The sequence below is a fragment of the Ilumatobacter sp. genome (assembly GCF_046290335.1).
GTDB lineage: Bacteria > Actinomycetota > Acidimicrobiia > Acidimicrobiales > Ilumatobacteraceae > Ilumatobacter_A.
Genome location: NZ_JBKAGH010000003.1, coordinates 273521 through 285764, shown reverse-complemented (window position 1 = coordinate 285764; position 12244 = coordinate 273521). Strand labels below are relative to the sequence as shown.

General features: G+C 68.8%; 12 protein-coding genes. 5 read left to right on the top strand and 7 right to left on the bottom strand.

Annotation, left to right across the window (positions count from 1 at the left end):
• Positions 1 to 46: 46 nt before the first annotated feature.
• Entirely contained in the window at positions 47 to 2464 is a 2418-nt protein-coding gene (locus ACE37B_RS13905) for a xanthine dehydrogenase family protein molybdopterin-binding subunit (protein WP_409923924.1), read from the top strand.
• A 124-nt stretch (positions 2465 to 2588) separates the two neighbouring features.
• Here the strand turns inward: ACE37B_RS13905 and ACE37B_RS13900 are convergent, their stop codons facing one another.
• The 3 genes from ACE37B_RS13900 to ACE37B_RS13890 form a co-directional block, all read right to left on the bottom strand.
• Positions 2589 to 3539, bottom strand: coding sequence for an isopenicillin N synthase family dioxygenase (locus ACE37B_RS13900; RefSeq protein WP_409924340.1), 951 nt, complete (start codon positions 3537 to 3539; stop codon positions 2589 to 2591).
• A 339-nt stretch (positions 3540 to 3878) separates the two neighbouring features.
• Positions 3879 to 4472 (bottom strand): GNAT family N-acetyltransferase, encoded by a 594-nt coding sequence (locus ACE37B_RS13895; protein WP_409923923.1) that lies wholly within the window; start codon positions 4470 to 4472, stop codon positions 3879 to 3881.
• 137 nt (positions 4473 to 4609) lie between these two features.
• On the bottom strand, positions 4610 to 5548 hold the full coding sequence (locus tag ACE37B_RS13890) for an oxidoreductase (RefSeq protein ID WP_409923922.1): 939 nt from the start codon (positions 5546 to 5548) through the stop codon (positions 4610 to 4612).
• 73 nt (positions 5549 to 5621) lie between these two features.
• Here ACE37B_RS13890 and ACE37B_RS13885 point away from each other — a divergent pair, with 73 nt between their 5' ends.
• Entirely contained in the window at positions 5622 to 5849 is a 228-nt protein-coding gene (locus ACE37B_RS13885; protein WP_409923921.1) for a hypothetical protein, read from the top strand.
• 35 nt (positions 5850 to 5884) lie between these two features.
• Here ACE37B_RS13885 and ACE37B_RS13880 read toward each other — a convergent pair whose 3' ends face one another.
• From ACE37B_RS13880 to ACE37B_RS13870, 3 genes are all read right to left on the bottom strand, one after another.
• Entirely contained in the window at positions 5885 to 6613 is a 729-nt protein-coding gene (locus ACE37B_RS13880) for a hypothetical protein (protein WP_409923920.1), read from the bottom strand.
• Positions 6614 to 6809: 196 nt separating this feature from the next.
• Complete coding sequence (locus ACE37B_RS13875) at positions 6810 to 8036, bottom strand: hypothetical protein (RefSeq protein ID WP_409923919.1); 1227 nt, start codon at positions 8034 to 8036, stop codon at positions 6810 to 6812.
• Positions 8037 to 8102: 66 nt separating this feature from the next.
• On the bottom strand, positions 8103 to 8726 hold the full coding sequence (locus ACE37B_RS13870) for a DUF2510 domain-containing protein (protein WP_409923918.1): 624 nt from the start codon (positions 8724 to 8726) through the stop codon (positions 8103 to 8105).
• Positions 8727 to 8967: 241 nt separating this feature from the next.
• Between ACE37B_RS13870 and ACE37B_RS13865 the strand changes: the two genes are divergently transcribed.
• The 3 genes from ACE37B_RS13865 (at position 8968) to ACE37B_RS13855 (ending at position 11931) form a co-directional block, all read left to right on the top strand.
• Entirely contained in the window at positions 8968 to 9345 is a 378-nt protein-coding gene (locus ACE37B_RS13865; protein ID WP_409923917.1) for a DUF4190 domain-containing protein, read from the top strand.
• Between the two features lie 5 nt (positions 9346 to 9350).
• Positions 9351 to 10028 carry a hypothetical protein gene (locus ACE37B_RS13860; protein WP_409923916.1) on the top strand — a complete coding sequence of 226 codons (678 nt, stop codon included), beginning with the start codon at positions 9351 to 9353 and terminating at the stop codon, positions 10026 to 10028.
• A gap of 139 nt (positions 10029 to 10167) precedes the next feature.
• Complete coding sequence (locus ACE37B_RS13855; RefSeq protein ID WP_409923915.1) at positions 10168 to 11931, top strand: DUF2510 domain-containing protein; 1764 nt, start codon at positions 10168 to 10170, stop codon at positions 11929 to 11931.
• Between the two features lie 106 nt (positions 11932 to 12037).
• Here ACE37B_RS13855 and ACE37B_RS13850 read toward each other — a convergent pair whose 3' ends face one another.
• Complete coding sequence (locus ACE37B_RS13850; protein ID WP_409923914.1) at positions 12038 to 12160, bottom strand: hypothetical protein; 123 nt, start codon at positions 12158 to 12160, stop codon at positions 12038 to 12040.
• Positions 12161 to 12244: the final 84 nt, after the last annotated feature.

The window sequence follows — 12244 nt, the reverse complement described above, 5'->3', positions numbered from 1 at the left end:
GAGTGGGTCAGACCCACTCTGTCGCTTCGGGGTAGGTTCGCTGGTGATGAACTCCACCGACGCTGCGCTCCTCCGACCCGGCTCCATCCTCGGCACGCGCGTCACGCGAACCGAAGACCCCGGGCTCCTCGTCGGCGGCGCCCGTTACCTCGCCGACCTCCAACTCGACAACCGCCTTCACGCGGTGTTCGTGCGGTCGGAGGTCGCGCACGGCGAACTCGGCGAGATCCATGTCGACGATGCCATCGCGATGCCGGGCGTGGTCGAGGTGTTGACCGCCACCGAGTTGGGCGTGAAGGCGCATCACGGCTTCGCGCCGGTGCACGGCGACTTCAAGCGGCCTCCGCTCGCCGTGGGACGCGTGCGCTTTGTCGGCGAACCGATCGCGGTCGTGCTCGCCGAGACGTTCGCCCAAGGGGTCGACGCGGCACAAGCGATCTGGGCCGACATCGAGCCGCTCGACGTCGTCGTCACGGCGGAGGACGCCTTCGCTGATGGCGCCACCGACGTGTTCGCGGCGCACGAGTCGAACGAGGCGCAGGTGTTCGCCGACGACGCTCCGGTCGAGTTCGGTTCCGGCGAACGGGTCGTGCGCGGTCGCTACGTCAACCAACGGATGGCGGTCGTTCCGATGGAACCCGACTGCGCCGCCGCCGAGGTCGATCCGGCCACGGGTCGCGTCACCCTGTGGGTGTCGAACCAGATGCCACACCTCGTCCACGGACAGTTCTGTTCGGCGCTCGGTCTGGAGACGTCGAACGTTCGCGTCGTGACCCCACAGGTCGGCGGCGGCTTCGGCGGCAAAGCCGGGCTGCACTCGGAGTACGTGGTGGTCGGCGCGTGCGCGCTGCGCACCGGACGGCCGGTGCAGTGGGTTCCGACCCGCAGCGAAGACATGGTGTCGCTGCCACACAGCCGAGGGCAGGTGCAACACGTCGAACTCGGCTGCCGCGACGACGGCACGTTCACCGGGTTGCGCATCCGCCTGCTCGGCGATGCCGGGGCGTATCCGACCGTGGGCGCATACTTGCCCGGTGGCACGCGTCGCATGGCGCAGGGGACCTACCGCTTCGACGCAATCCAATGCGACGTCGCCGTCGCCGTCACCAACACGACCCAGATGGGCGCGTACCGCGGCGCGGGTCGTCCCGAAGCGACGGCCATGCTCGAGCGGGCCGTCGACCAGGCCGCACTCGAACTCGGTATCGACCCGATCGAGATCCGCAAGCGCAACCTGCTCACCAACGACGTGTTCCCGTTCACGACGCTGACGGGAAACACCTACGACTCGGGTGACTACACGCTTCCCTTGGACCGAGCCGCCGAGGTGGTGGGCTACGAGGCGCTGCGCGCCGAACAGGCCGCTCGACGGACCGCTGGCGATACGACCCTGCTGGGTATCGGTGTTGCGTCATACGTCGAGATCACGGCCGGTGGCGGCCCGTCGGAGTTCGGCGCGATCGACATCCATCCAGATGGTTCTGCGACGGTCTTCGCCGGGACGCAATCCCACGGGCAGGGCCACCAGACGGCGTACGCGATGTTGGTGTCGGATCAGACCGGGATCCCCGTCGATCGGATCCGTCTCGTCGACGGCGACACCGACGCGGTGCGCACCGGTGGCGGCACCGGCGGGTCGCGGTCGCTGCAGCTCGGCGGATCGGCGGTGCGCGGCGCGACCGAAGTGATGGTCGAGCAGGCGAAGCAGGTCGCGGCTCGGATGCTCGAGGCCGACGTCGCCGACATCGTGGTCGACGTCGCGGCCGGCACGATCGGCGTCGCGGGCGTGCCGGCGCAGGCGCTCACGTGGGATCAGGTGGCGTCGACCGCCGCCGATCACGGAGAGCCCTTGCGCGGCGAGTTCGACTTCGTGCAGCAGGGAGCCACGTTCCCGTTCGGTGCGCACATCGCCGTCGTCGAGGTCGACCGTGACACCGGCTTCGTTCGTCTGGTGCGCCACGTCGCGGTCGACGACTGCGGCACGGTCGTCAACCCGCTACTCGTCGAAGGTCAGCAGCACGGCGGTGTGGCTGCGGGCGTCGGGCAGGCGCTGCTCGAGGCGGTCGGCTTCGACAGCGACGGCAATCCGATCACGTCGAACATGGCCGACTACGCGATCCCGTCGGCGGCCGAATTGCCGATGTTCGAGGTCATCTCGACCGAGACCCCGACCCCACTCAATCCGCTCGGAGCGAAGGGGATCGGCGAAGCCGCCACGATCGGCGCGACGCCAGCCGTGCAGAACGCCGTGATCGACGCGCTCGCGCACCTCGGGGTACGCCACATCGATCTGCCGTGCACGCCGCAGCGGGTGTGGCACACGATTCGCGCCGCCGACACGGGCACGCTCCCCGATCCGTGGGTCGAGCCGCCGCCGATCTTCGACCAGCTGCGCGCACGCGTCGCCGCTGGAGCCGAGTTGCGAGAAGACGCTGCCGGAGCCGCCGCAGCCGACGGCATCTGACCCAACACCTGGGGTCAGACCCCACGTGTTGAACACCTGGGGTCTGACCCCACGTGTTGAACACCTGGGGTCAGACCCCACGTGTTGAACAGCTGGGGTCTGACCCCAGGTGTTGAAGGGCTGGTCAGCGGGCGAAGTTGGCGGCGATGCGCTGTTGGAGGTAGTCGTGGGCGGTGATCGGCTCGTACGTGCCCGCCGGCGGGTCGATGACCGCGTCGCGATCCGCCTGCGCGAAGTAGGCGATCGAGTAGCGGGGGCCGAGGTACTCGTCCCGCGCTGGCATGCGCACACGATGCAAGGTGGACGGCAGTCGATCGTCCGACCAGCGCATCAGCATGTCGCCGATGTTGCACGTCACGGCACCGGCGACCGGCTCGACACTGGTCCAACCGAGTTCGCCGGTCGCCCCGTCCGCGCCCACGTCGGACCCCGGACACAGCTGAAGTCCGCGTTGGCCGGGTCGTTGGTGCAACAGGGTGAGGCAGTCGAAGTCGGTGTGTGCGCCGGCTCGCCACTCGCCACCGTCGAGTTCGTCGACGCCGACCCCCGGGTAGTGAAGGAGCCGCAAGGTCGATTGGTAGTCGGACGATCCACGGTCGTGGCGCTGCGCGAAGAAGTCGTCGTCGAACCCGAGCTTTCGGCCGAACGATGCCAACACACGCATGGCCAGCGCGTGGTTCGCCGCTTCGAAGGAACGCATCACGGGTTCGAAGTCGGCGAGTTCGTCGTCGGTCGGCCACAGATCGAGTCGCTCCATTCGCGGCAGCGTGACCTGGTACGACTCCTTGCGGTCGAGCGTGCCGGTCGACGGTCGCCGCTGCGTCATGTGTTCCCATCCGCTGTTCGTGCCCGCCGGCATCTGCCGTTTGGACTTGACGTCGGCCGGGAGGGAGAAGAATCGGGCGGCCATCTCGAAGGCGGCGTCGATGTCGCCGAGCGGGATCCCGTGCCCGGTCACCTGGAAGAAGCCGATGTCGGCCGCCGCCGACCAGAGTGCGTCGTCGATGTCGGACTGGGACGCCGTCGGATCGGCGAGATCGATCACCCGGATCTCGCGTTCGACCTCCACACCCATCGCACCGAAGGTTCGTTCCTTGGCAAGCTCGTGATCCGCCGATGCGGACCGTCGTGTCGCCGCCCCGTGAGTGCCAGCGTCTCGGGTGCCAGCGGCTCGGGTCGAACCGGCGCGGTCGTTGCCGTCTCCGGCGGCGGTCGGCGCGGTCGGCGCGGACGGAGAAGACGACGGAGACGACGGGGTGGGCACCATCACGGCGGGCACGTTAGCGAGCGATGGTGACACGGTCGTTTCGTGCAGATGACGGCACCGGTCACGCACATCACGAGGCGCGCCGTTCGAGCGGGGCTTCCCGCCACGCGCTGCGGCGCGGTCGCCGACGCAAGGGTGCGGAGGCGGTCAGTTGCGCGAGTGCATCGTCCGGGTGAGGACGTAGCTCCACATGTCGACCGGCTGGCCGTCGACCAGTTCCCAGTCGCGCAGGACCGCTTCGCGCTCGTAGCCGACGCGTTCGCCGGTGCGGATCGAGGCGGTGTTCCACGGCTCGATGAAGAGGCTGAGTCGGTGGAGTTCGTCGAGATTGGCGAACGCCCAGTCGGTCAACGCGGCGAGCGCCGACGACGCGTACCCGCGACCGCGAGCCGATTCGACGACCCAGTACCCGATCTCGGCGCGCCCTTTGGCGAGCTGGGTCACCCACAGTCCGATCGCTCCCACGGGTCGGCTGTGTCCGTCGTCTTCGGCGTCGTTGCCGGTCGGCACGATGGCGAGCGGCCAACCGGTACCGTTCGTCATGCGCTCGGCTTGGCGGGCGATGAAGTCCTCGGCGCCTGCTCGATCACAACCCGGTGGGACCGTGGTGACTCGCGGGATCGCCGGGTCGAGCGCCGCTTCCTCGATCGTGGCGGCGTCGTCGAGGCGGAACGGCCGGAGCAACACGTCGCTGGCTCGAACCTCGATCTCGGCGAGCTTCCCATCCCCCTCTACCTGCACGTTCTCGACTTTGGCACAGCGGGTCGAGCAAGTGTTGGCACAGCGCGTCCGCAGGCCGAGATGTGCCACACGACACGTCCCCGAGACGGCGTATCGGTTTGTGTCTGACACAAACCGATACGCGGACCGAGGCTCCGTCAGGCGAGGTAGCTGACGCCGCTCAGTTGGATGCTGATCTCCCAGAGACGGGCGGCGACCGCGTCGTCTTCGGCGCGGTCGGTCATGCCGACTCGCTTCGGATGGCCGCGGAACTCACCGAACCCGTCGGGGCCGAAGTAGTCGCCGCTGCGGGCATCCGGGTCGACGGCGGCGCGCAGCGTCGGGAGGGCGCCCATCGCAGCGCTCTGCGTGACGAAGCGGCCGACCAGCGGGCGCAACACGCCGAGCACCCGACTCAACAGGTCACCGGCCGACTCGTTGCCGAGGTTGGTGTCGGATCCGCCCGGGTGCGCGGCGAGCGACATGATCTCGAGGTCGGCGTCGTCGCAACGCTCGGCGAGTTCGCGCATGAACAACAGGTTGGCGAGTTTGCTCTGTCCGTAGGCGCGCCACGGGTTGTAGGAGCCGGAGCCGTCGAAGGTGTCGACGTCGATCTTGCCTTGGCGGTGCGCCTGACTCGAGATGGTCACGACGCGGGCGGGCACGTCGTCGGTGCCGCTCGCCGCGAGGACGTCGAGGAGATGCCCGGTCAGCGCGAAGTGGCCGAGGTGGTTCACCCCGAACTGCATCTCGTACCCCTGCACGGTGTGCTTGAGCGGGGTCGCCATGAGGCCGGCGTTGTTGACCAACACGTCGAGCCGGTCGTGGGTGTCGAGGAACGTCCGAGCCGCGGACGCGACCGAGTCGAGATCGGCGAGGTCCATCTCGAGGATCTCCGTGCTGCCCGACGGATCGGTGCCGGCGATGGTGGCGGCCGCCTCCTCGGCCTTGGGCACCGAGCGGCAGGCGAGCACGACGTGCGCGCCGTTGGCGGCGAGTGCGCGTGCGGCTTCGAAGCCGATGCCGGAGTTGGCTCCGGTGATCAGGATCGTTCGCCCGGTCTGGTCGGGGATGTCGTCGCTCGTCCAGTCACTCATGCCCTCTGGTCTAGCTCAGATCCGAAACCCCCGCGGCCCGGCCACCGCGCAACGCCCGTCGTACGCTGTGCGGATGGGAGACAGCCAGAGTTGTTCGAGATGCCAGGGTCCGTCGACGGTCGGCTTCCTCGAGGACAAGGGCGAGCGCGGGTCCATCAACGCATCGCGCGTGTTGAGTTGGATCAGCGGGGCGGCCAAGACCGGCCCGCTGGGCGGCGCGAAGGTGCTCGGCAAGGAACGCCTCCCGGTCACCGCGTACCGCTGCGAGGCGTGCGGTCACCTCGACTTGTTCGTCCACTGAACGGCGCGGACGCCGGGCCGCAGGCGCGTCTCCAGTCAGCCGATGCTTGTCGGCGGCCTGTCACGGAGTCGCATCGACACCACCAGCAGCGCGATCCCGGCGGCGACCAGCACCAGCGGACCGATGCCGATCACGTCGGTGAACGATCTCGTACTCATCTGTATCGCACGATTCACCTGGATCAGAAAAAGCGCTCCGATCGACGTGATGGCGATGGCGGCACCGAGCAGCATCGTGCGGCTGGCGGACGTCCGGATCACGAGCGAGACGAGCGCCACCACCGACGCGATCAACACGAGCACTGCGACCTTGACGCCTCGGTCGGTGGTCTCGTCGCCGAGCAGGAACAGCGACGGCACATCCCATGCATCCGCCGAGTCGCTGGACGATCTCAACCATGGCAGGAACACGGCCACGATGGCGGCGACCGCCGATCCCACCTGCACCCGTTCGAGTCCGGTGAGCTGCTTGACGCGATCGACGAACCCCGACGCGGCTCCGGGCGCGGCTGGCGCGACGTTCACCGCGATGGGCGGCCCGGTCGGAGGCGGTGGCTCGACCAGCTCCGACGGAGATGCAGCCGGAGCTGGAACTGGAACCGGAGCCGGCTCCGCGGAACCTCCGGCAGCGACAGACGTCGTTGCTTCGACCGGTATCGGCTCGGCGGCGATCGCCGATTCCGTCGGGAACGCAGCGCCGCAATTGCTACAGAACTTGCCGCCGTCGCTACGCGGGTCACCACAGTTGGTGCAGAACTTGCCCATGTCGACTCACCGTCCTCGTTCAGGTCGCGGGAACCTCGGGATGAGGTTCCCGATATGGCCAGTGGACCACTTGTACGGGGGTCGTTTCCAGGGCCGAAAGCCACTGCCGCACCCTGCGAATCGGCTTCCGCCACGACGGGCCCGCCGCGATCGGCTCACGCGCATCACCTGCGCTGCGCCCGGCCGGCGCGTGGGTTCAGGAGAAGAAGCCGGCGTAGAAGTACACCGTTGCGAGGTCGCCAGCGAGGTCGACGGCCGTCGGGATGATCAGCGTCGCGGGATCGACCGGCCCGCCGGTTTCGAAGTCGGCAACGTACTGAACCAACAGCGGTGGCCCGTCTCCGGCTCGCCACACGAGCGAGAAGCCGTCGTCGCACGCGGCCGGCGGCGGTGAGAAACCGGTCGTCGGATCGTTGCGTGCGGCAGCCATGAGGTCGTACGGATCGGCGCCCGCCTCGAGGCCCGCCGTGAACGATCGGGTGTAGTCGGCCTCGAACGCCGAATAGATCGCTGCGAGGTCGGCACCGTTGCCTTCCAGCACGACCGGTTCGCACGCCCAGCCTTCGATCACCACTCGGACGGTGGCGTCGAGCGGCAGCGTCACCTCGCCCTCGCCGGGTTCCACTCTGCCGATCGCGTTGCTGCCGTACGGGCCGGGGCCGCAGACGAACTCGTCGTTCAGGACCGAACACGACTCGAAGCGACCGAGCAACAGGGTCAGCGATGCGCCGTCCTGCGCGACGTAGTCGACCCAGTACACGCCGTCGGGAGGCCCCATCGCCGGGTCGATCATCGGTGAGGGAACACCGCTCCAGCTCGACTCGAACGGCGGGATCTGCGACTGGGGGATCATCTCCCCCGGCCGCCATCCCGCCGGGACGTCCACGGCCGGCGCCGTGGTGGGCGGGGTCGTCGGCGCCGTCGTGGTCGGTGGCGACGTTTCCGGTGCCGCTGTCGCTGGTGGCGCCGTCGTTTCGGGAACTGCGGTTTCGGGAACTGCGGTTTCGGGCACCGCCGTCGTTGGCAGGGCAGTGTCGGTCGCCTCCGTGGAGGGCACGGTCGGCTCGACGACGATCGTGGTGGGGTTCGGGTCCGTGGCCACGGAGTCGCCGCTGTCGGAGCGACCGAAGAACCACAGGCCAGCTGCGACCAACAGGGCCGCTGCGACGCCGCCGCCGACGTAGATCGCCGTGCGTTGGCTCGACGACCCCGCCCCTGCGCCGGACGGTGCGGCGGTCGGTGACAGTGGCGGACCGACGGGAGGAGGCGGCTCGGCGGGAACGGAGACAGCTGGCGGCGGCTCGGCGGGCTCACCGCTGGAGGCAGGCTCGTTGCCGGCGACCGCCGTTCCGCACTCCCCGCAGAAGCGCTCGCCAGAACCGAGAGCGGATCCGCATTGACGACAAACGTCAATGATCGTCACCCTTTCGCCGATGGTCTTGTCACACCCATCGTCTCAAGCTCGACCACCTGCTGGCAGGGCCGATGGTCACGTCGCGGACACCTCTGCGGCCGCGTGCGCCCGTTCACGTCGCCGCTCGACGACCGAGGCAACGACTGCGACGACGGCACCCGCCGCGGCGAGCGCGAGTCCCCAGCCGATCGACGTCGTGGCGAGCCCGTCGTCCCCTGCGAGGTCGGCGACCTCGAACAGGTCGACGAGCAGAGCCCACGCGGTCAGGAACCCGACGACGATGCCGAGGAGATACCGGCGGGCGTACGCCGCGAGCACGACGACGGCGCCACCGATGAGCGTGTACATGCCATCGCCTTCGGTGCCGCTGATGTCGACGGTCAGATACGAAGACGACACCACCGCCCACGGCCCGAACGATCCGACCACGACCGCGCCGCCGCCGAAGGCCGCGAGCAGCCGAGCCGGCGACCAACCGGGGCTCGCCGAACGCGCGACCGGAACGGCCACCGCCGAACCGGGGTCGCCCACCGGCATCGACGACGCGACCGACGCGGCCTCCACCGCCGATGCGTCGAGGGTTCTCGGGGATCGATGCGCGGTCCACGAGGTGCCGTTCCAGTATCGGTAACTCGTGGGGTCGTCCGGGTCGTCGTACCACGCCGCCGGCGGCCCGACGTGTGACGGTGGGTTGGCCATCGCTCGCTCCTCTCGGTTGCGGTCGACCCGCCCCGGCGCGGTGCCATGGCGCGGATCCCCGTCGATCCCCGTCGACCTCCTCCGTCGAACGTAGGAGCCTTCGCTCAGCACCACCAGAGTCCAATGGACCTGACCGCCGACGCTGGTGACGAACGCGTCCCGCGCGCGGGACCTCCGACCCTGGCGAGCAGACCGTCGTGGTACTGCACTGGAAGGAGAGGTCGAGGAAGGAGCTGCTGGCATGAGCGAGACGCCCACCACGCCGACCGAGTCGGTGCCGATTCGCCATCCCCGCGCGATGCCGATCCTCGTCACCGGCATCCTCGGTGTCACGATCATGCCGGTGCTCGGACCGGTGGCGTGGGCACTCGGACGGTCGACGTTGCGCGAGATCGACGCTACGACGATGCGCTACTCCAACCGGACGACGGTGCAGGTCGGCATGATCCTCGGGGTCATCTCCACGGTGATCCTCGTCGTCGGCCTCGCCGTGGTCGTCACCATCGTCGTCTGGGTGACGACGGGCGACGGCATCAAACAGACCAACCACAACGCATTCGAGGCATTCGAGGCATTCGTCGCGACCGCCGCGACTGCCGCCGCGAACACAGGAAGGTGATCCACATGAGGACGTACACGTCGCGGCTCGCTGGTCAGCCGCAGGTTCGCGGGGCGTGCCGGACCGCTCGATGGCGGCATGTGTCGATCGGACTCATCGGGTACTCCGTCCCGATCGTCGCCGTTGCGTTGGGCGGCTCGGCACTCGTCGAGTCGATGGACGTGGAGCTGCCACCGCGGACCTCGATCGCGATCATCGCCGTGCTCCTCGCGACGGTGGTGTGGCGCGGGGCGACGGTCTCCGTCATCGCACTGCCCGACGGGATCCGAGTTCGCAACCGGTGGCGGCGCACGATCGTGCCGTGGCACGAGATCGAATCGGCCGCCATCGGGTCGTCGATCTCGTACGGACTGTTCGATCTCGTCGACGGCATGCGCGACATCGTGAACGACAGCGCATCCGAACTGAGCGTCGAGGAGGAGCTGCAGTTCAGCGACGTCCTGCTGCTCGTCCGTCGAGGGCGCCGACGCCGACTGCCGGTGTACGCGACCCTCGGTCTGACCCGCGACCTCGACGAGTTGCGGGCGTTTCTCGATGCGATCGAAGCGCACGGCATCACGATCGAGCGCGAACGGCCAGCCGAGACGACCGCCAGCTCACCGCCCGAATCACCACCCGAATCACCACCCGCCCCATCGCCCGGCTCGCCACCCAGCCCACCGCCCGGCGTCGACGTCCCCTGACGACCCGGCAGCAGGCGGGTCGTCACCGATGTCACACCGGCATCGAGGGAGCGAGTGACCAAGTGCCCTACGGCGCGACGGCGTGTGGCGAGACGATGAAGAGGTTCCACTCGTCAGTAGGACTGTCAGGAGGAGGATCATGGAAACCACGTCGGAAAGAGGCTGGTATGCCGACCCGCTCGGACGCCATGCCCATCGGTACTGGTCCGGTACCCACTGGACCGAACACATCGCCGACGGCGGCCAGGCCGGTGTCGACCCGCTCGGCACCGCACCCGGGGCACCACCGGTAGCAGCCGTCGCAACGCCGGCGACCGCTCTGGCGCCACCCGCCGCCGCGCCGCCCAGCGCCGCGCCACCCAGCGCCGCGCCACCCAGCGCCGCGCCACCCGCCACCGCGCCACCCGCCACCGCGCCACCCGCCACCGCGCCGCCCGTACGGTCGGCCAACCGCAGGCCGTTGTTGATCGGCGGCGCCATCGTCGGCGCTGCTGCGCTGGTGGTCGCCGGCGTCGTGGTGTTCACCGGCGGCTCCGACGACACGGACCCGGCCGCATCGGGCGGACAGACCGCGGTCGGGTCCATCGAGCGCGGCGAGACCGTGGTGCTCGACTCGGCGAACGACGGCGAGTTGCTCACCACCGACGGTGTACGACTGATGGTCCCGGCCGGTGCGATCCCGACGGCGGAGAGCGGTGCGCCCGGGACGGTCGCGTTCAGCGTCGACGTCGTGGACGATCTGGGCGCGATCGACACCTCGAACCTGCCGCCCGATGTCTCCATCGCGGACACGGTCTACGAGTTCGGTCCGACCGGGCAGTCGTTCGAGACGCCGGTGGAGATCGAGATCCCACTCGCCTCGGGCGTCGACCCGGCTGCCGTGGGTGGTCTCGCCTACTTCGACGCAGGGACGCAGCGCTGGCAGCAGGTGACCGGCACCGTCGACACCGAGGCCAACGTGGTTCGCGGCAACGTGATGCACTTCTCGCCGGACACCTACTGGTTCCACGACAACGCGAACGGCGCGGACCGTGAACGACTCGAACGGGAGCGCGGCGGGTACATCAGCGTGACGAACGAGGCGACCAGCTACGGCTGGCGTGACTTCCCGTCGAGCTTGTTCGGCTACGACCCGCCGAAGTATCCGTACACGACCACGTCGTACGGCGTGTGCATCGCCAGCTGGCAGTTGGACGACCCGTCCTACGAATCACAGATGAGCTGGTACGGCGGCGCCGAGCGGCCGTTGACCGTCGAGGCCCGTCCGGCTCGCGGCGTCCAGCCCGGTTCGGGAGGAACCGTCGACTTCTGGCTCCCGGCCGGCACCTACCAACTGGAGGAGGTGTGGTTCCCGAGCGAAATCAACTGGGGTGCCGATCCGTTGTACGTGCCGCTGGTCGGCTCGGCCCACCGGCCGTACGGTCAACTCGTCATCCGACCCGGTGACCGTCACGAGTTCGTCGAGGAAGCCCGGGTGCCGTTCCCGAACCCCGACGCCGACTGGCAGATCGGTCGCACCGAGTGCGTGCCGACCGTGACGCCGGCACTCGGTACCGGCAGCGTGCAGGTCACGCTGAACTGGCCCGAGGTCGGTGTCGATCTCGATCTCCACGTCACCGATCCGAGCGGCGAGGAGATCTACTACCAGGACAAGACGTCCGCATCGGGTGGCGTGCTCGACCACGACAACCAGGACGGTGGCGGCATCCCCGAGAACATCTTCTGGACCGACAACGCTCCCGCCGGCGAGTACCGCGTCGAGATCGTGAACTTCGAGAACTCGAACCCGACTCCGCCAGCGAGGTGGACGCTCAGCCTGCTCGTCGACGGCCAGCGCGAGACCTACAGCGGGACGATCGACTACGACGATCGGATCGAGGTCACGACGTTCCGGATCGACTGACTGCGCGGCGGTCCGCGGTGGCGAGGGTGACTGCGACTCGCGCGTTCGTTGCTGCGCTTGTAGTTGCCGGTCATCCTCGCCATCAGCTCCTGCTCGTCGCACGTGCTCACGTCGGCAACGAAATCTTCCGCCGTCCGCCCCGCAACACCGCTGCCCGCCGGCCGCGATGGTCGATCACGACCTCGCCGTTCTTGCGTCGAGTCCACGAGAAGCCGTCCGGCGCACCCATGCCACCACCGTACGTCAACACCTGGGGTCTGACCCCACGTGTTCAACAGCCAGGGTCAGACCCCAGGTGTTGGTGCGGTGCACA